At 43.1% G+C, this 20,097-nt stretch carries 18 protein-coding genes; 11 read left to right on the forward strand and 7 right to left on the reverse strand.

Annotated features, from left to right (window positions below; translation table 11 throughout):
• The first annotated feature begins 30 nt into the window (after positions 1 to 30).
• Entirely contained in the window at positions 31 to 1,365 is a 1,335-nt protein-coding gene (locus C0V77_RS08120; RefSeq protein ID WP_101725837.1) for an ABC transporter permease, read from the forward strand.
• 258 nt (positions 1,366 to 1,623) lie between these two features.
• Here the strand turns inward: C0V77_RS08120 and C0V77_RS08125 are convergent, their stop codons facing one another.
• The gene (locus C0V77_RS08125) at positions 1,624 to 2,250 is read right to left on the reverse strand and encodes a peptidoglycan DD-metalloendopeptidase family protein (RefSeq protein ID WP_101725952.1); all 627 of its coding nucleotides are present in this window, start codon (positions 2,248 to 2,250) and stop codon (positions 1,624 to 1,626) included.
• Positions 2,251 to 2,394: 144 nt separating this feature from the next.
• Between C0V77_RS08125 and C0V77_RS08130 the strand changes: the two genes are divergently transcribed.
• Positions 2,395 to 4,179, forward strand: coding sequence for an ABC transporter ATP-binding protein (locus C0V77_RS08130; protein ID WP_101725838.1), 1,785 nt, complete (start codon positions 2,395 to 2,397; stop codon positions 4,177 to 4,179).
• Between the two features lie 4 nt (positions 4,180 to 4,183).
• On the opposite strand, the gene C0V77_RS08135 is transcribed toward C0V77_RS08130, so the two are convergent.
• The 6 genes from C0V77_RS08135 to C0V77_RS08160 all read right to left on the reverse strand — a co-directional run bounded on the left by C0V77_RS08135 (position 4,184) and on the right by C0V77_RS08160 (position 9,805).
• The gene (locus C0V77_RS08135; protein WP_101725839.1) at positions 4,184 to 5,998 is read right to left on the reverse strand and encodes a TonB family protein; all 1,815 of its coding nucleotides are present in this window, start codon (positions 5,996 to 5,998) and stop codon (positions 4,184 to 4,186) included.
• On the reverse strand, positions 5,998 to 6,402 hold the full coding sequence (locus tag C0V77_RS08140; RefSeq protein ID WP_158237912.1) for an energy transducer TonB: 405 nt from the start codon (positions 6,400 to 6,402) through the stop codon (positions 5,998 to 6,000). The genes C0V77_RS08135 and C0V77_RS08140 overlap by 1 nt, the downstream gene beginning before the upstream one ends.
• Positions 6,403 to 6,467: 65 nt before the next feature.
• Positions 6,468 to 7,733 carry a hypothetical protein gene (locus tag C0V77_RS08145; RefSeq protein WP_101725841.1) on the reverse strand — a complete coding sequence of 422 codons (1,266 nt, stop codon included), beginning with the start codon at positions 7,731 to 7,733 and terminating at the stop codon, positions 6,468 to 6,470.
• A gap of 73 nt (positions 7,734 to 7,806) precedes the next feature.
• Positions 7,807 to 8,178 carry a BlaI/MecI/CopY family transcriptional regulator gene (locus C0V77_RS08150; RefSeq protein WP_101725842.1) on the reverse strand — a complete coding sequence of 124 codons (372 nt, stop codon included), beginning with the start codon at positions 8,176 to 8,178 and terminating at the stop codon, positions 7,807 to 7,809.
• Positions 8,179 to 8,342: 164 nt separating this feature from the next.
• Positions 8,343 to 8,855 (reverse strand): photosynthetic reaction center cytochrome c subunit family protein, encoded by a 513-nt coding sequence (locus C0V77_RS08155; protein WP_101725843.1) that lies wholly within the window; start codon positions 8,853 to 8,855, stop codon positions 8,343 to 8,345.
• 83 nt (positions 8,856 to 8,938) lie between these two features.
• Positions 8,939 to 9,805, reverse strand: coding sequence for a dienelactone hydrolase family protein (locus C0V77_RS08160; RefSeq protein WP_101725844.1), 867 nt, complete (start codon positions 9,803 to 9,805; stop codon positions 8,939 to 8,941).
• A gap of 581 nt (positions 9,806 to 10,386) precedes the next feature.
• Here C0V77_RS08160 and C0V77_RS08165 point away from each other — a divergent pair.
• The 9 genes from C0V77_RS08165 (at position 10,387) to C0V77_RS08205 (ending at position 20,083) form a co-directional block, all read left to right on the forward strand.
• A complete protein-coding gene (locus tag C0V77_RS08165; protein WP_101725845.1) occupies positions 10,387 to 11,865 on the forward strand; it encodes a peptide MFS transporter in 1,479 nt (492 codons plus the stop codon).
• A gap of 99 nt (positions 11,866 to 11,964) precedes the next feature.
• A complete protein-coding gene (locus C0V77_RS08170) occupies positions 11,965 to 12,747 on the forward strand; it encodes a PASTA domain-containing protein (RefSeq protein ID WP_101725846.1) in 783 nt (260 codons plus the stop codon).
• Between the two features lie 211 nt (positions 12,748 to 12,958).
• Positions 12,959 to 13,270 carry a rhodanese-like domain-containing protein gene (locus C0V77_RS08175; RefSeq protein WP_101725847.1) on the forward strand — a complete coding sequence of 104 codons (312 nt, stop codon included), beginning with the start codon at positions 12,959 to 12,961 and terminating at the stop codon, positions 13,268 to 13,270.
• Between the two features lie 4 nt (positions 13,271 to 13,274).
• Complete coding sequence (locus C0V77_RS08180; protein ID WP_101725848.1) at positions 13,275 to 13,745, forward strand: NADH-quinone oxidoreductase subunit A; 471 nt, start codon at positions 13,275 to 13,277, stop codon at positions 13,743 to 13,745.
• Entirely contained in the window at positions 13,742 to 14,251 is a 510-nt protein-coding gene (locus C0V77_RS08185) for an NADH-quinone oxidoreductase subunit B (RefSeq protein ID WP_101725849.1), read from the forward strand. Before C0V77_RS08180 ends, C0V77_RS08185 begins: the two co-directional genes overlap by 4 nt.
• A gap of 146 nt (positions 14,252 to 14,397) precedes the next feature.
• Positions 14,398 to 15,549 (forward strand): hypothetical protein, encoded by a 1,152-nt coding sequence (locus C0V77_RS08190; RefSeq protein ID WP_101725850.1) that lies wholly within the window; start codon positions 14,398 to 14,400, stop codon positions 15,547 to 15,549.
• Between the two features lie 69 nt (positions 15,550 to 15,618).
• A complete protein-coding gene (locus C0V77_RS08195) occupies positions 15,619 to 16,707 on the forward strand; it encodes a Gfo/Idh/MocA family protein (RefSeq protein WP_101725851.1) in 1,089 nt (362 codons plus the stop codon).
• 253 nt (positions 16,708 to 16,960) lie between these two features.
• Positions 16,961 to 19,117: a TonB-dependent receptor gene (locus tag C0V77_RS08200; RefSeq protein WP_229236232.1), complete on the forward strand. Its 2,157-nt coding sequence runs from the start codon at positions 16,961 to 16,963 to the stop codon at positions 19,115 to 19,117.
• Positions 19,118 to 19,210: 93 nt separating this feature from the next.
• A complete protein-coding gene (locus tag C0V77_RS08205) occupies positions 19,211 to 20,083 on the forward strand; it encodes a family 16 glycosylhydrolase (RefSeq protein ID WP_101725852.1) in 873 nt (290 codons plus the stop codon).
• The last annotated feature ends 14 nt before the right edge of the window (positions 20,084 to 20,097 follow it).

Here is a 20,097-nt window from a genome sequence, read left to right on the forward strand (position 1 = left end):
TTTGTTTTAAATCAAAAAGCACAAACAACTATGAAGAATATTTTCCTGGTTCTGAAAAGAGAATACCTGACGAGAGTCCGCAAGAAGTCATTCATTGTTATGACCATCCTTGGCCCGCTGTTGATAGCCGCATTCTACGGCATTATCGGCTGGACGGCCATGTCGTCAATCAGCCTAAAAAAAATTGAGGTAATTGACCAGAGCAATCTGTTCAAAGAAAAATTTAAGAATTCAGAAGAACTGAATTATACCTTTTCGGCAGAGGCGCTGGAAAACGCAAAAAAAAGCTTTTCCAAAAGTGGCTATGATGCCCTTGTTTTTATCCCCAACGACATCATGACTAACCCCAAGGGCGTAAAGATTTTTTCAGAAAAGAGTCTTTCAATTGAGCTGCAAAGGGGTATTGAAAAGAATATTGAGCGTGAAATTGAAACCATTAAACTAACCGAAGCCGGTATTACGCAAAAAGTGCTGGAAGATGCCAAAATGAGCGTAAGCAGCGAGACCATCAGCCTGAGTGCCGAGGGAGAAAAAAGCAACAGCTCGGTGGCTGCAACGGTAATTGGCTATGTTTGTGCCTTTTTGATATACATTACCGTTTTTATTTTTGGTGTGCAGGTAATGCGTAGCGTAATGGAAGAAAAAACCAGCCGTATTGTTGAGGTGATTATCTCTTCTATTAAACCATTTGAACTGATGATGGGTAAAATTATAGGTGTGGCGCTGGTGGGTCTTACTCAGTTTGCACTTTGGATTCTCCTCACGTTTGCCATCACAACCGCTGTAACATCATTGTTCGGCAAGAAGTTTTCAGCATCGCCCGAACAACGTCTGGAGCAGGTTAAAAAGATGCCACAGGCACAAGAAATAGAAAAACAGGTTGTAAAAGAAACAAACGGTGGCAGCCCTTATGTAAAAATAATGAAGGCCATTCAAACGCTTCCGTGGGTTACCATTCTGGTTTGTTTTATTTTCTACTTTCTGGGTGGATACCTCATGTACAGTGCCTTGTTTGGCGCTATCGGCTCGGCAGTAGATAGCGAGACGGACGTCCAGCAGTTTATGTTCCCTATTACCATGCCTATTATATTCTCTATTGCCATAGCCCAGTTTGTAATACGTGAACCGGATGGAGCCCTGGCATTCTGGACCTCCATGATTCCTTTCACCTCACCAATTATTATGATGGTTCGTATACCATTCGGCGTGCCAACCTGGCAGATCATCCTGTCAATGGTTATTCTGAGCGCGGGCTTTATTGGCACCACCTGGCTGGCTGGCCGTATTTACCGTGTAGGTATTCTGATGTTTGGCAAAAAACCAACATTTAAAGAAATTGGTAAATGGATTTTTTATAAAGGGTAAGATGGATTCAATACCTATATTACTTGAATTGAATATCCAATTAGGGATGCTATAGCAGTAGAAAAAGGAAGATTAATGAGTTTTTTATATCCCGTAGGGATACCATATAAGTAGAAAAACGAGCATTAACGAGTTGTTTAATATCCCGTAGGGATGGTATATTAATATACCGTCCCTGCGGGACTTTTTTTGTTACCACTATTGATATTTCTACTGATATATTATCCCTACGGAATATTTTTTGTATTCTTAAACCAGTTACAACCCCAATAAAAAATTAGGGTTTAAACATATTGCTGCATACTTCGCTTTGTCCTCTTCGGCACATACACCGGGGAAATCCCCTCGATTACCTAACATGTCGGTCATTACCTGAAAATGCAAATGTGGTGGCCAATCGCCGTTATCTGGGTAATTACCTATTTCGCCAATCTTTTCATCAGCGCTTATGGGCTTACCTTCATAAAGATTTTCTAACGAGCTTAACGAAAGATGCCCATAGAGTGTAAACAATGGCTTACCCTCATATTCATGTTCCAGAATAATCGTCGGCCCGTAGTCGCCAAACCCGGCATTATTTTTAAAGCTGTGCACCCGGCCACTTAATGGCGCATAAACCGGGGTACCTGCTTTAGCCCAAAGGTCTACCCCCAGATGTATATTTCTTGGCACCTCACCAGCCTTCATAAAATGACTGCTGCGCCGGTAAATAACCCTGTTTTCCAGATACCCGCCAATTCCCATTTGTGCCCCGGCAGCATAAATACGGTTGAAAACATACTCAGAAAAACCGGCTGTATTTACGAGGTCAAGGGTGGCTAAGTCGGTATTGGCGGCTGTGAAATCGAGCCTGACGAACGAGTCAATACGTAATACTTTAGACATGGGTGTTTCAATCAGAATAGAATTGCAATGATAACGTTTAAAAACTAAAAATGCTTTATTAAACACGTTTTAGTCAATAAAAAGCGCATTTTAAATAAAAATATCTAAAAAATAGCGTCCTTTGCAGTTGTTTACAATTACCCCATGAACAATCCTTATATATCACTTCTGCGCACCGCGTGGAAGTACGCCCGTCAGGAAAAGAAAAAGTACGTTTTCATCTACAGCCTTTTTGTAATGGCCAACGTAATGAATGCGCTTAACCCACTGCTTTACGGTTGGTTTATTGACAGTATTCAGAAAGACAGCACCAAAATATGGAGCAACGTTTTGCTGTATGCCGGGTTGTTTTTGTTTTTAAAACTGTTGGAGTGGAGTTTTCATGGCCCCGCCCGTATTATGGAGCGAGACCTGGCCTTTAATCTGAGCCGTAATTTTCTGGAAGAACTCTACCACCAGACCCTGCATTTACCTATCCGCTGGCACCAGGACAACCACAGTGGCTCTACCATTAACCGAATCAGAAAAGCATACGATGCCCTGAAACACTTCTTTCAGGATGGATTCATGTTTCTGCATGCCATATTCAAGTTTGTGTTTTCTTTTGGCGCCATGCTTTACTTTTCTCCGCTTTTTGGGGGTATCGGGGTTCTGTTGGGTATTCTCACTATCTGGGTGATTTTTAAATTTGACAAGCCATTCATTGAAACGCTTGACGAAACCAATGAGAAAGAACACGTAGTATCGTCGACACTTTTTGATAGTCTATCTAATATTATTACCGTTATTACCCTGCGCCTTGAAAAACGAATGGAAAACAGCCTGATGAAAAAGGTTATTGAAGTACTGCCGCCATTCAGGCGCAATGTACGTATCAATGAGTGGAAATGGTTTGTAGCTGACACACTCGTAACGCTCATTTACTGCGTTATTGCAGTGGGGTACGTTTACCAGCATTATACACCCGGCCAGCCTTTTTATATTGGCGGTTTGGTAACACTATTAGGCTATGTTATTCAGTTTACCAGCGTTTTTCATGATGTAGCCTGGCAATATACCAACATTGTGCAGTATAACACCGATGTCCAGACCGCCAGAACCATAGGTGAGGCCTATACAACACACCATAGGCCGGATGACGAAAACTCATTACCAGCCGACTGGAAAAAAATAACAATTGAAGGCCTCAATTTCTCTCATAATGAAGTTTACGAAGCCAACAAAGTTGCTCACAGCCTGCATAATCTGAATATCAGCATTGAGCGATGCAAAAAGATAGCTTTTATAGGTGAAAGCGGCAGCGGTAAAAGTACCTTGCTGAAATTGCTGAGAGGATTGTATGACTCAGAACCCGATGTAAAGGTTTCTGTTGACGGGCTAAAAACTGATTCGCTGGCTATAATTTCTGATACCATTACGCTATTTCCGCAAGAGCCGGAGATTTTTGAGAATACCATTGCCTATAACATTACGCTGGGCCTGCCGTTTGAAACCCAAGAAATAATGAAGGTAAGTGAAACAGCCCACTTTAAGGAAGTAATACAGCAACTGCCACGGGGGTTGGAATCGAGCATACAGGAAAAAGGTGTGAACCTGTCTGGCGGACAAAAACAGCGGCTCGCTCTGGCTCGGGGTGTGCTGGCGGCGCGTCTGAGCGAAATAGTGCTGCTAGACGAGCCAACCAGCAGTGTTGACCCCAAAACAGAAGTGCAGATTTATAACAAACTATTTAAGGAATTCAAGGACAAGGCCGTTTTGTCGTCATTACACCGCCTTCACCTGCTTACCAGGTTTGACTATGTATATATTTTACAGAATGGCCGCATTGCAGACGAAGGAACTTTTACCCACCTGAAAGAACACAGCACAATTTTTCAGGAACTTTGGAAACACCAGGAACACCTACAAACCAGAGAAGATAATCAATAAGCCATTACTTTTTTAGTTCGGCATTAGCTATAGTGCGTATAATTACGGCACCATCTTTGGCGCGCTTACCGTAACTGTTTATGGCCAGCTGGTCTTTTAAAACACTTATTTCGCTTATATCATCGGGGTTTATACTGGCCAGTTCGTCTTTATTTATTACTTTGCCATCCAGAACAAACAAAACATCTTTGTCTGATTCCAGCCCGCTTAACTTCAGTTGGCCTGAATTGACTCTGGCTGGTAAACTAAACACCATTTTCATATCCGGCTTTGCCTCGGTTACAAAACTGATTGGCATGGTAAAAACCACATTAACCGGTTTACCATTTACCTTGCCGGGTTTCCAGCGGGGCATTTGCGATATCACCCTGATTGCCTCTTCTTCACAACCATAGCCAATGCCCTTAAGCACTTTAAAGTTGCTGATGGTGCCATCAGTATGTACCACAAATTTAATAAACACTTTACCGGAAACGTTCTTGCGCTGGGCTTCAATAGGATAGCGGAGATTACCAGATACAAACTCATACATAGCTTTTAAACCACCGGGATATTCAGGATGCTCATCTACAACATCAAAAATCGGGTCATCGGTTAAAGCTGGGGTTGTTTTGGGCTTACTTACTTCTACCTCTGCCAGGGCAATATTGTTTATAGCTCTTTCTTTCAATACAACATCAATTACATTTTTAGCTGCTACTGGCACAACCAATGTTTCAAAACCTGCCATGCTAAACTGTAGTGTATCGTTTTCAGCCACGTTGATTCTGTATTTCCCCTCTGCATCGGTAATGGTTCCGTGGTTGGCGTTAACAACCAAAACACTTACTCCGGGTAACCCCATGCCGCCAGACTTTGAAATTACCTTGCCGCTTACTTCTAAATTTTTAGTTTCTGTAATACCAATTTGAGGCGTTGCCAATGGGTTTAAACTTACGCTGCTATTTTTAAGACCCGAGAAATTTACCTCTACAATTTCAAGCATTTCATTTTTGGCAATAGTAGCCGAAGACAGCACAAGCATAAGAATAAACAAAGGCACAGACATACCGTATTTCAACAACATAATCTTGCGAGAGCGTGGCTTACTAAGCATCTGTATCCGGCGCTTTAGGGTTGAGTGCGTAAAAAAACGATTGGTGAGGTAATCGGGCTGCAAGCCGAACTCCTGCGTAAAAAGAAGCAGGGCGTAGTCGGCCTTTGAAGATTCGCTTTGTGAAGCAACCTCATCAGCAATAAACTCGTGTATGTGCTTAATATCTCTTTTATATAAGTACACCACCGGGTTGAACCAGTTCAGAATGGCGATAATCTCAAAAAGCATTACATCGGCCGAATGAAGCTGCTGCATGTGTACGTGCTCATGAGCCAGAATAGTATCTCGTTTTTTCAGGGTTTCGTCAACAAAGCTGTAGCCAAAAAACGAAAACGCCGTAAATTTCTCAAAATCCTTGTTACGAAGCACAACTATCAGCTGCATGAGTGTTACCAATAGCCGCACCGTAAAAAGACTGATACCGGCAATATAGAGTACCTTTAGTACATCGCCCCATGTAAAATTTATTCCGTCTGCCGGATGAATACCAATCACTGAGGGGTTGTACAAATTATAAAAAACCAAATTGATTTCTCGGGTTATAAACCAAGACTGCACATATTCGGAGTACCAAAGCGGAATACCGAATGATAACAGCGCTGATAAAACCAGATAGAACCGGTTCAGGTTATGGAATGTTTCGCCAAAAAGAATAAGGCGATAAAAACCGTAAAAGAGAATAAAGTACAGATTAACCTGAACCAGATAAAATAAAAAATCCATTATTTTGATGTTTTTTCTCCTAATGCAAACATAATTGGCAAAACAAGAGAAGAACGGACAGCCATATTACCGTTGCGGCCGGGTGTCCACCGGGGCATGGCTTTCACCACGCGGGTAACCTCTTCGTCGCAACCATAACCCAGACTTTTAACAATCTCGGTTTCGCTGATTCTTCCGTCTTCCTCCACAACTAATTGAATAAACACTTTCCCCTGAATATTCTTATCGCGAGCGGCTTTAGGATATTTAAGATGGGTGCTCACAAACGCAAACAGACTTTTCATTCCACCGGGGTATTCGGCCACTTGTTCTACCTGCGCAAGGGGTTCATTCTTTTGGGTTTGGGCAGAAAGACCTGTGGCAGAAAATACGCAAAGGGTTAAAATAAAAAATAGCTTTTTCATAGAATTTGTATAGTTGAACATTTGTTAATATTTGAATACTGTTATTACATTTCACAAGGTGCCTATCATTCAGCCGTTAATGCCTCACTTTTCCGGGTTGCGTTTTCGTTGGTCTGGGTTACCACAATTGTGTTATGCTTACCTATGGTTAACCTCATAAAAACTCTCGACTCTACCACCTGTTTTCTTTTTACGGCCGGAATCCAGTAAGGCATGCCTTTCAATATGCTGCCAACTCTGCCGTTGTAATCTGCCCTGATGCCCTTATCAACCACTACATTGGTTATCTCGCCATCGGTGCCTACGGTAAAGGATGCATAAATATCACCCTCCTTAGACGGTCCTTCCGGATATTTAAACTCAGCAGCAATGTATTTTTCAAAGGCTTTGTTGCCACCCTTGAACTCAGCCGGGGTCAGGTCAGAATCTTTTACTCTTCTTACATCTTGTGCCACCACAAAATAACCCATGCACACAATCAGCGGAATCAAAAAAATATACTTACCAGCTAACCAAATGGGGCTACGCTCCTTCATCATCATCTGAATCCGCTCTTTCAGCAGCGAATCCCTGAAAAAATCATTGCCCAGGTTACTGGCATTCACTCTGAAATTATACTCGAAAAGAAACTGGGCATAAGGTACTTTTTCTTCACCTTCCACTATGCTGTCGGCCAGAAACTCATGCAGTTTACGAAGCGAATTTTTATAAAGTAACAGAATAGGATTAAACCAGCAGAAAATCTGGACGATTTCGATAAGGAAGATGTCCCAGCTATGGCCCTGGCTAATATGTACCTCTTCGTGGTCTGTAATAATGCCGCGGTTATAAAAAACGTCGTCGCGGTTAAGAATCAGAAAGTTAAAAAACGAATATGAAGAATAAGATTTATTGGTACGCAAAAGCCAGTAATTCTGTCCGCTGCGGGTTTCGGGCTTGCCTATGGGCTCGCTTTCGCGCAGCAACATATAAACACTTACCAGCGCCACAATAAACCTGATACAAAAATAGGCTGCCCCAACCAGATAAAATACCGTAAACAGGTCCATCCAGTTAAATGTAAAGGTTCGGGCTGTCTGAAAAACCGGCTGATATACCACCGCCTTTAACGATTCGGTCGGTATTTCGTTGAGCGTATGCGGTAAAGGGGCATCAAAATTATAGGTATGTCTGACCTTCAGAATGGGCATCATGAAAGACGCCAGCACCGATAATAACAGATAAAATCTATTAGCCTGAAAAAAGGTGTTTCTACGAAGAAAAACCCAATAAAAAGCAAAAAAAGCTGCCAATACCAGATTGACTTTCAGAAGGTAGATAAGTACGCTCATATAATGCCACGTTAAAAGTTTTACATAAACACTTTTTTTTACCGTTTTTTTATATTAATTCAGGTTGAGGGGTTTAAGGTTTTTTCATTTTCTCAATCAGTTTCAGTATCTCGTCTGCTTCTTTTACATCAATCTTTTTTTCTCTTACAAAAAACGAGAACATTTCTTCTACCGAGTTTTCAAAATATCCTTCCATCAGTTTTCCGGTGGCAAAAGATTTATACTCTTCTTTGCTTACCAATGAGTAATACTCGTGGGTTTTACCATAGGCCTTGTGGCCAATAAAACCCTTCTGCTCCAGAATACGCACAATGGTTGAAACCGTGTTGTATGCCGGGCGAGGCTCAGGAAATTCTTCCAGAATATCTTTTACAAAGGCGGGTTCGCGATTCCATAATATCTGCATTACTTCCTCTTCCGCACGGGTCAATTCTCTGAGTTCCATCGTATTTTCTTATTGATTATGTTTTTTTCGGCTTTCTCTGAAACAAATGTATAACTAATAACTTAGTTTCAAAACTATTTCGATAGTTTTTTTCAAACAAACAAAAAAAATCCTGTGCCTGCCTAGGCAAACACAGGGTAACATAACTTAAAGGCTCAGGAAAATCAGTTGCCCGGCCGTGGTCTTGCACCATTACCTTGTACTTTTGGTCCATCGTGCGGGGGTTCTTTCATCTCGTTGTGGCAAGATATACAACCCATTACCACCGGCTGGCGGAAGGTCTTCAGGCTGGCCAGTATCTCACGATTCAGGCGGTTGGTCATGTCAAACATTTCGCGGGTCTGATTAAAATGGCGTGGTTTTTCAGAGGCAAAGTTGTTCAGGTCATGGCAAAACTTGCAGGTAACACCTAAAGCATGGCCCCAGCTGTTCATGATACTTAATACCTGCTCGGCCGATTTCCCTTTCAGCACCTTGATATTTTTAAAAACCGAGTCTGCCGCAACATTTTCTTTGCCACGGATAGAATCTTTGTAGGCTTTCAGGTACTTCTCGCGGTCGGCCATCAATGTATCTTTCCACACAATGGCTTCGCTGTCTTTTTTTGAGGTGGTACCAATAGTAACAAAAGACGAAATGCCGATAATGATAAACAAGACAGGAACAAGCAACTTCATAGGCTTATAAGAGTTTAGAGTCGTAAAGATTAAAAAACGGCGGAATTTAAATAAAAACGGGCACTTATCAGGTGCCCGCCAGATTAAAATTTCTTTTTAAGGTAAGCTAAAGACATGCCATAGGCTTCTTTGGCAAGGGCCTCGTCATACTTGGGGTTACTTGGGTTGGCAAATCCGTGCACGCCGCTAAAGATTTTGTAAGTAAGGGTTTTACCGGCGGTTTTCATGTTGGCAGCAAACTCTTCAATTACTTCTTTAGAGATACGGGTTTCGGTAGCAAACAAACCCAGCACATCGCTGTTCAGGGTTTTCAGTTTTTCTACGTCTCTTACAGGCATGCCGTAATACATTACCGAGCCCACCGTTTGCTTACCGCCCAAAAGAGCCGACTGCAAAGACAAACTGCCTCCAAAACACCAGCCAACGTTGGCAATTTTTGCATTTTTGCCGGCAAACGCTATCCCGCCTTTCATGATGGCTTCCAGACGTGCCTCGTTGGTTTCAGACATAAACTTGCCCGCCTCTTGTGGGTTGGCAGTAACTTTGCCATCGTACATATCCAATGCCAATACGTTTACGTCTTCGCCCAGGTCTTTGTAGTAGGTGTCTGACTGGCGCTTGATGTAGTCGTTCAGACCCCACCACTCCTGATACACCAGCAACCATTTGTTGCTTTTGCCTTTAGCTTTAATTAAATAGCCACGGGCTTCTTTGCCATCAGGTGTCTGAAAGGTAATGTCAGTACCGGTTGCCTGATAATTAATAGCCAGTGGTGCCGGATGCAAAGCCTGAAAGGCGGGGTCGAGCGCAAATTGTTTCATGCCATTTTCCGGGGCGGTATGGCAAATGGTAATTTCTGAAGCAGGTGTGGTTTTTTCGGCATTTCCGAAAAAGAACAAACCCCACACACCCAATAGAAACGCGTGCAATACAATGAAAGATTTAATCATGGTCAGAATAAAGTTTAGATTGATTTGATAACAGAACAGTTATTGAGCTTTTTTGTTAATTATTTTTTGTCGTCGCCGGCAAATACAATTGCCAATATACATAATCAGCGATTTAAAACTAAAATGTGTAGATTAATTATGTGTTATTACATACATATTGGCTAAAAAAATAGCCCCGCCATTGGCAGGGCCTTTCTTATTCTTTTATTCTAAGCAAAATTAAACCTTAAACATCTGCCGATACCTCGTTATCATCCACTCGTTTTGGTGTTCAAACCCACACTTTAAAGTACCAGCACACAAAAATAAAAAATTACTTAATGCGAAACAAGCAAAAGTAGCGAAATTTCGCTATAATATATTTCACCTACTACCAGGCCTGTTTCGCAAATCCGCCAGGCACATAAACAACCGCCTCACATCATTAAAACTGTCTAAAGAAAGAACCCTCTTACCCCTTAAGCAGAAGATTTTTGAACCGGTATAGATAAAATTTTCTAAATTGTGCGTTACTTACCATAAATTTGCGGATTAATTAAACTTGATTCATCAACTGACAACACATCTAAACTCTAAACTTAATGAACGATAAAACTTTATTCGGGCACCCCCGCGGGTTGTTTGTATTATTCTTTACCGAAATGTGGGAGCGTTTTTCTTATTACGGGATGCGCGCCATTCTTCTACTTTTTTTATTAGACAAAACCAGCGGCGGCCTGGGCCTGAACGAAGGCGAAGGCGGCGCCACTTATGGCTTATACACTTTTTCGGTTTATTTACTTTCATTACCCGGCGGGTGGCTGGCAGATAACGTGCTGGGCCAGCGCAAAGCAATATGGTATGGTGGTATAACCATTATGCTGGGGCATATTGTATTGGCGTTCCCGTCTTCACAAGCCGTGTTTTTTTTAGGTCTGGCGCTGGTTGCCATTGGCACCGGGCTATTAAAACCCAATATCAGTTCAATTGTTAGTGAACTTTACCCAGAAGGTGGCGCCGTGCGAGATGCCGCCTTTTCAATTTTCTATATGGGCATTAACCTGGGATCTTTTCTGGGCATTACCATTGTTGGGTATCTGGGCCAAAAAGTTGGCTGGCATTATGGTTTCGGAGCAGCAGCAGTAGCCATGTTTCTGGGCTTGATTAACTACCGCGTTTTTGCTACCAGATACCTGCAAGACAAAGGGTTGTATCCGAAAGTTGCTAAAACCACTACCAAAACCGGAGCCCCGGTTAAACTACAACCCCTGAGCTGGATTCTACTGGCCGCTCTGGTAATATTTATTATAGCCATGCAGCTAAACGGCACCTTTGCCTGGGACAGCAAAAAGGGTGTTGCCACCTCAATGGGTGTAATATGCGTGGCTGTTGTACTGGTTTACTTTGCTAATCTGCTGTTTGCATCAGGCCTCTCAAAAATTGAAATGAAAAGAGTGGTTATTCTATTTATTCTTTTCTGGGGAGCAGTGTTATTCTGGGCAGGTTTTGAGCAACAGGGCTCATCATTACAGATTTTTGCCGACCGTTACTCCGAACTACCATTCGGTATGCCATCCAGCTGGTTCCAGAACTTTAACGCTTTCTTTATACTGCTTTTTGCACCAATGGTAGGCGGTATCTGGGTTTTTCTTGAAAAACGTAAAGCCAACCCGCCGTTGCTTGTTAAATTTGCCATTGCGCTATTTCTGGTGGCCGTAGGTTACTATGTAATGGTTATAGGCGCCAAAGTTGCCGTTCAGGGTCTGAAGGCCTCTGCCTTTGTGCTTACTTTTACCTATGTGTTTCATACCATTGGCGAGCTTTGCCTCAGCCCCGTTGGCTTAAGTGCATACACCAAGCTGGCTCCAAAACAGTATTTAAGCCAGCTGATGGGCATCTGGTTTGTAGCCACTGCCTTAGGAAATTTATTTGCAGGCTTGTTTGCCGGTGGCTTTGACGAAGAAAACGTACAGCAAATGCCGCAGATGTTCATGAGCATCGTGTGGTTCTGTTTGATTGTTGGCGGTATCATTCTGGTATTACAAAAGCCATTGAAAAACTGGACAGGCGGCATAAAATAAAAAGTCTTTGCATTTTCCAATAAATCCCTTTTTTTTGCATTGATTCTATAAGAACGACAATCGTTTCCGGAGTAGAATCCTGAATGCAAACCTATACAAATGGCAAAATTTAGTACAAGTTCACGTGCAGATATTTTCACGCATATTGGTATCATCATTGCAATTTGTCTGATACTTTTCTTTAGCTTTTTCTTTCTGTATCTGCCCTGGAGCACCAACCACGGACAGTCTATTACCGTACCTGAACTGAAAGGAATGAGCCTGGAAGAAATGGAGAAGTCGCTTGATGACCGTGACCTGGAATACGAAGTAAGCGACTGTACTTTTGTGGCAGGAGCCAAACCGCTGACTATACTGACGCAGTTTCCGAAGGCGGGTTCAAGCGTAAAAGAAGGCCGTAAAATATACCTTACCATTGTGTCAGAAACGGCGCCAATGGTTAAAATACCAGATATCATCAACAGGTCTTTATCAAGTGCTAAAAACCAGTTGCTGAGCAATGGGCTGATAGCTGGAAACCCGGAATACATACCCGCACTGGAAGGCAATTCGGTACTGAAAATAAAAGTAAACGGCAGAGAAGTGAAACCTGGCGATGCCGTACCTAAAGGCTCTAAGGTAGTACTGGTGGTAGGCGATGGCCTGGGCGACCAGATGGTTGAAGTACCCAATCTGATAGGTATGCTGGCAGACGAAGCTGAAATATTGGTTTCGGGCCAGAATCTGAACATTACCATTCATTATGTTGGCCCGGTTGATGGCACGCCAGATGGCACCATTGTGAAACAGCGGCCGGCCTCTGAAGGAAATAAAATCCGTATAGGTGATGTAATAGACGTAGAAGTAGCCGGAATGGATCCTAATTCATTAATCCCTAATTAACAGTACCATTCTTGCCCGTAAATAAAAAAGCAGATCTGTATGCGTTACAGGTCTGTTTTTTTATTTGTTAAAGGCTAAACTATCTGATTTATAACTACAATAAGCCTGTTTTTTTCAAATTTCTTACCAGAAAGAATTTAATTGTAGCAATTGTGGTTTTGCATTTAGCAACAATCCTTATTTTTGTAAAATCCGAAATAAAGAAATACCAATGGACAAGAATTATGACATTACCGCCGGGCAACTGAAAGAGCTGCTTGAAGGTGGCCAAGCCATCAACCTGATTGATGTTCGTGAAGATTATGAATACGAAGACGATAACCTGGGCGGCCAACTGATTCCGCTGGGTGAAATACCCGATAGAATTGCAGAACTGGAAGCTCTGAAAGGCCAGCCGATTTATCTGCAATGCCGCAGCGGCGCCCGTAGTGGCAAGGCCAAAGCTTTTCTGATTGCACAAGGCTTTGAAGACGTTCATAATGTTATTGGTGGTATTATGGCCTATCGCCAGCTAGAAAACTAAGCTTATGCTATCTGATTTCGGCATAATTCTGCTGGCATTTATATTTGCGGCACTGGCAGTAATGCTGGTTTTTGGCATTTCAAGGTTGCTTCGACCCAAAAGACCAACGGTTGAGAAACTAAAGACCTACGAGTCGGGCGAAGACCCTATTGGCAATGCCAATATCCGCTTCAATGTCAGATACTACGTAGTGGCTTTGATTTTCATTTTGTTCGATGTAGAATTGGTTTTCCTGTTTCCCTGGGCTACGGTTTTTGGTAATAAAGAACTGATTGAACAGACAAACGGACAGTGGGGATGGTTTACTTTAGCAGAAATGGTTATTTTCATTGCAGTGCTTGCTTTGGGGCTTGCTTATGTTTGGGCAAAAGGCCATCTTGAGTGGGTACGCCCTGAGATGAAAGAGCCCAGAATAGACAGCAAGGTACCAATGAGCATGTACGAAAACGTGAATAAAAAGTACGAAGAAAAATGAATTTCGAATCGCTTGAAAAAGACGTGCATATTAAAACCGGCGAGAGTGAAGTAATACTTACGTCGATTGATGAACTGGCCAACTGGGCAAGGGCCAATTCAATATGGCCTATGGGTTTTGGCCTGGCCTGTTGTGCCATTGAAATGATGGCCACCTATGCTTCAAGCTATGATCTGGAGCGATTCGGGGTTTTTCCCCGTAACTCTCCCCGTCAGTCAGACCTCATGATTATTTCAGGAACGGTAACCTTCAAAATGGCCGACCGCATCAGCCGTTTGTATGAACAAATGCCTGACCCTAAATACGTAATATCAATGGGCAGCTGCTCTAACTGCGGCGGCCCGTATTGGGAACATGGGTATCATGTAGTGAAAGGCGTTGACAGAGTTATACCGGTAGATGTGTATGTACCCGGCTGCCCACCCAGGCCAGAAGCCCTGATTGGTGGAATACTGAAACTGCAGGAGAAAATAAAGGGGCAGTCGCTGGCAGAACTGAAAAACTAAAAACAAAACACAATAGAGACCAGACGTGATGCGTGATTTTCATGCATCCCGTTTTTTTTTGTTTTAGGGCGAGCTGAAAACTTTAAGTAAAGAAAAAGTGTATATTGCACACGTATTATAAAGACCTTTGAATCAACCGATTTTTGATGAAAACTATTATTTACTTCATTACATCTATTTCTTTTTTAGTACTGACCTCATGTACCAGAAGTGGCACTAAAGCATTAGAGCAGGGCAATTATTATGAGGCTGTGTTTCAGGCAACAGAAAAATTATCAAAAGATACAGATAACAAAAAAGCTTCTGCTGTTTTGCCGGAAGCCTACAAGCACGCGCAACAAGAATTTTTAAGAGATATAGAACGCACCAAAGCTGCCAACCAGCAGTTCAGGTGGGAAGTGGTGCTCAATTACTACATCAGGCTTAATGACATGCAACGCGCCATAGACCGCTGCACCGCATGCCGCAGACTGGTGAATCCGCAAAGTTATTTCAGCGAAGAACAAAGTGCCCGTGAAAACGCAGCAGCAGAACGCTATGCCCTTGCAACAGATTTATTAAACAGCCGCCCAATGAGCCGCGAAGCAGCCAGAGCTGCCTACAATCATCTGGAACGCATTACCACTTATGCGCCCAACTATAAAGATTCAGGGCAACGCATGGACGACGCCCTGAATGCCGCCTCTTACCATATAGTGCTGGAGCAACCGAAAATCAACTCTCGACTATTTCAGTACAGCAATGAGTATTTTCAGGACAAAATTGAGGAATTTGTAAGAACCAACAGACGTATGAACCGCTTTGTGCAGTTTTACTCGCCTGATGAAGCCACCAAAATGCAACTCAAACCAGACCAGGTAGTTAGGCTTGAAATTGTAGATTTTGTAGTTGGCGAAACCAACCTGACCAACGACCGTGCCACCGTTACCAGCAAAGACAGCGTAAAAACCGGTGAAGCTACCATTAACGGCAAGAAAGTACCCGTCTATGGCAAAGTAACGGCACAACTTACGCGCTCTCGTAAGGTGGTGCGCTCAAGAGGTTTACTGGCTTTAGAAATTTACGATTTTCAGACCAATAAAGTATTGCTACGAGAGGAGATTCCGGGAGAATACAACTGGGTAAATGAATGGGCAACCTATAATGGCGACGAGCGCGCCCTTACACCCGCCGAAAGGGCGTTGGCTGAACGCCGCGAGTTGATGCCGCCGCCAGCCCAACAATTGTTTATTGAGTTTACCAAACCCATTTATGACCAGGTAACCGGTAGAATCAGAAGATTTTATGATCGATATTAATACGCAGCAGGTGTATAACTGCGGTGTATTCCCTTAAAATTTCAGTATTCATCTTAACGCTCAAAAACTATGTTTACCCGTCGAGACGCAATCAAATCTTTAGCTGTAGGTGGAGCGGCCACCTTGTTTTCGCCGCATACTTTGCTGGCCGGTACGGCTCCTAAAAAAGACAAACTGGGCATTGCCCTGGTGGGGTTGGGCTATTATAGCACCGACCTGCTGGCACCGGCTTTACAGATAACCGAAAAATGTTATCTGGCCGGAATCGTAACCGGAACCCCTGCCAAGGCAGAACAGTGGAAAAAGAAATATAACATACCTGATAAAAACATTTATAATTATCAGAACTTCGATTCAATAGCCAATAACCCGGATATTGACGTGGTTTATGTGGTGCTGCCTCCTAGTATGCACCGCGAATACGTAGTACGCGCCGCCAAAGCAGGTAAACACGTGTTTTGCGAAAAACCCATGGCAACCAGCGTTGCCGACTGCAAAGCAATGATAAAAGCCTGCCAGGACAATAAAGTGAGCCTGGCTATAGGCTACCGCTGCCAGCATGACCCCAACACCCAGGAGTTTATGCGCATTGGCCGTGAAAAAATATATGGTAAGCCACGCATGATAGCCTGCGGCGCAGGCTATGTAGACGGCCGTACTACCCATTGGAAACAGCAGAAAGCCCTGGGTGGGGGCTGTATGCCAGATATGGGCGTTTATGCCTTGCAAGGTGCCAGACTGGCAACCGGCGAAGAACCCATCAGTGTTTCGGCGCAGGCTATTGTGCATAGGCCTGAAATCTACAAAGAGGTTGAAGAAACCATGCTGTTTCAATTGCAGTTTCCGAGTGGAGCCGTTGCAGCCTGCCATACCAGCTTTGGTATTCAGATGAATTACCTGCAGGTAAATTATGACAAGGGCTGGTTGAAAATGGAGCCTTTCTCTGCCTATAATGGTAATAAAGGCAGCCATTCGGGCGGAGTAATAGATTACCCCATCAAAAGCCAGCAGGCCAAACAGTTAGACGAAGATTGCCTTGCCTTAATGAATGGCACAAAACTGATTGCCCCCGGCGAAGAAGGGTTGAGAGATATAATTGTAGTGGAAGCGATTTATAAAGCAGCGCAATCTGGCGGAACTGTCAAGATTACAGCCTGACAAATAAATGTTTTATTTTTTAAAGCCACCTCTGCCGGGGTGGCTTTTTTGTTGGTCAAAAAAATTCAATTCTACATTTTTGCAACATAGTTACATATTTAGCTTAATCTAAATATATATTTAGCAACATTTTGAAATTTAATTTTATAGTTCTAATTTTGAATTGTGGAATTTTAGAATTTTTGATTAGAACAATATGAGGATTTTTTATATACTTATTTTTTATTCATTTTTTTGCTGGATTACGCCTGTTATGGCAGGCGAAATAAGAGGTACAGTGGTATCAAAAGACAAGCCTGTGAGTTTTGCCAGCATAACCATAGCCCGTACAACTGTAGGCGCCCAGGCCAATGAAGATGGCAAATTTGTAATATTGAATGCGCCATTGGGCAAACAAACGCTGCTGGTATCAAGTGTTGGATATAAAACAAAGACACTAACCATTAATGTACCTGCCGATAAAGCCTTGAATCTGCAAATTGAAATTGAAGAAGAAAACGCACAACTGAATGAAATAGTAGTAACCGGAACCATGAAAGAAACCGGCATAAATGAGTCTCCGGCACCGATACAGATACTGAATCCAACGTTTTTCAGAAAAAACCCTACACCTAGTCTTTTTGAATCACTTTCGATGGTCAATGGGGTTCGTCCGCAACTGAATTGTAATGTTTGCAACACTGGCGACATCCATATCAACGGCATGGAGGGCCCCTATACAATGGTGTTGATAGATGGCATGCCCATTGTTTCGGCCTTGTCAACAGTTTATGGGCTCAGTGGCATCCCTAATTCCATTGTTGAGCGCATTGAGGTAATGAAAGGCCCCGCCTCTACCCTTTATGGTTCTGAGGCAGTCGGCGGGTTGATTAATGTTATAACCAAAAATCCGACAAAGGCACCTAAACTGAGTTTCGACTGGAACACGACCAGTTACCTGGAAAACAATTTCGATGCCGGCATCAAGGCAAAAGTCGGCAATGCCACAACGTTGTTTTCCGGCAACTATTTTGTATTTGGCAACAGAGTAGATATCAATCAGGATAATTTTACCGATGTTACGCTCCAGAACAGAGTATCGTTATTCAACAAGTGGTCATTTCAAAGACCACAGAACAGGGCTTTTAATCTGGCTGCCCGCTATGTGTATGAAGACCGTTTTGGCGGAGAAATGCAGTGGCAGAGAATAAACAGAGGCGGTAGTGAAGTTTACGGCGAGTCTATCTTTACCAAACGCTGGGAGCTGCTGGGTAATTATCAACTGCCGTTCGACAAAGAAAAAGTTACACTTAATTTCTCCATCAATCAGCACGACCAAAACTCGGTATATGGAACAACCGCCTATGTTGCTGTGCAAAAAATAGCTTTCGGGCAATTGCTTTGGGACAAAAAACTGCACAAAAACCATGACGCACTGTTCGGAGCAACGCTCCGAAATACGTTTTATGATGACAACACCGTAATTACCCAGACACCCGGCATTGGTAATGCGCCAGATAAAATATGGCTGCCGGGTATATTTGTACAAGACGAAATTACGGCCGGCACCAAAAACAAATTGCTAGTTGGCCTGCGCTACGACTATAACTCAAAACACGGCGGTATTTTCTCACCCCGTTTCAACTGGAAGTACACGCCCGACAAAGACAATGTTTTCAGATTAAGCCTTGGCAATGGCTACCGCGTGGTAAATCTCTTTTCAGAAGACCACGCCGCTCTGACAGGCTCGCGTAAAGTAGTGATAAAAAATGAACTGAAACCCGAACGTTCTTACAATGCTAACCTCGACTACCATAAATTCTTTGCCTTAAGTAATGGTTATGGCAACATTCAGTTCAATACATTCTATACCTACTTTGCCAATAAAATCATTGCCGATTACGACCAGAACCCGGAGTTGGTAGTGTACGACAACCTGAAAGGCTATGGTATTTCTAAAGGAATAGCAGTGAATGGCGAATTTGCCTTTGCATCAGGCATAAAAGCATTTATTGGCGCAACGCTGATGGATGTGTACCGGATTGAAAAAGACGGCACTAAAATCAATCAGATTCAGACACCCAACTTTACCGGCAATTATTCATTAAGCTATGCCTTTGAAAAAGCACAGCTAACAGTTGATTTAACTGGTAATCTTTACAGCCCTATGCGTCTGCCGGTGGTTCGGGAATACGGAGACACCCGCCCGGAATACTCCCCCTGGTTCGGGCTGCATAACATACAGCTGACTAAACGCCTGAAAAACGGTTTACAACTATACGGGGGCTTAAAAAACTTTACCAATTTTATACCTCAGCACCCGATTTTCAGAGCTGATGCTCCTTTCAGCGAACAGTTTGACCCCAGCTATAACTATGCCCCCATGCAGCGTATCAGAGGCTTTATAGGTGCCAGGCTCAACGTCTTCTAAACCCACCGAAACAGAAATATTATTTTAATGGCGCTTACTGTTTTTCTGAATAAAAGATGAGAACTTTGCCCAAAATTCACTCATTCAGTATCTATGAAAAAATCATTGGTTATGGCAGGCATCGTCTTGTCGCATCTTGGTGTAAATGCACAAAGTATTTCAGCTTACAAGCCAGACCAAACCAAACCCAAAGCAATAGCCGGCATGAAACTCATCTGGCATGATGAGTTCAACAGCAATGGCAAGCCAGACCCCAATTACTGGCAATACGAAAAAGGGTTTGTGAGGAATCAGGAAACACAATGGTACCAGCCAGACAACGCCACAATAAAAAATGGGGTGCTGCTAATTGAAGGCCGCAAAGAGGCTGTTAAAAACCCGAATTATGAGCCAGGCAGCACTGATTGGCGAAAAAACAGAGCCTACTCTGAATATACCTCTGCCAGCATCCAGACCCGTGGCTTGAAACAATGGCAATTTGGAAGAGTTGAAGTGAGAGCACGTATAGACTCCTCTTTGGGTTCATGGCCTGCCATCTGGACCCTGGGCATCAGCAAACCGTGGCCATCAAACGGTGAAGTTGACCTGATGGAGTTTTATAGGGTAAAAGGAATACCAACCATACTGGCCAATGTAGCCTGGGGAACAGACAAACCTTATGTGGCCAAATGGGATGAAGAGAAAATACCGCTGGCGAAATTTACGGCCAGAGATAAAGACTGGGTGAAGAAATTTCATGTCTGGCGCATGGATTGGGACAAAGACGCCATCCGTTTGTACCTGGATGATGAGCTGCTCAACACCACTCTGCTTGCCGAAACAATCAATGCCGACGGCAGCAACGGCTTTTTGCAAGAACATTACCTGTTGCTCAACCTGGCACTGGGCGGCAATGGCGGCAAACCCCAAAAAGACCTGATAACCTACGAAGTAGACTACGTAAGGATATACCAAAAGGGCGACTAACTCGCCCTTTTGCT

This window comes from Emticicia sp. TH156 (assembly GCF_002855535.1).
Classification (GTDB): Bacteria; Bacteroidota; Bacteroidia; order Cytophagales; family Spirosomataceae; genus Emticicia; species Emticicia fluvialis.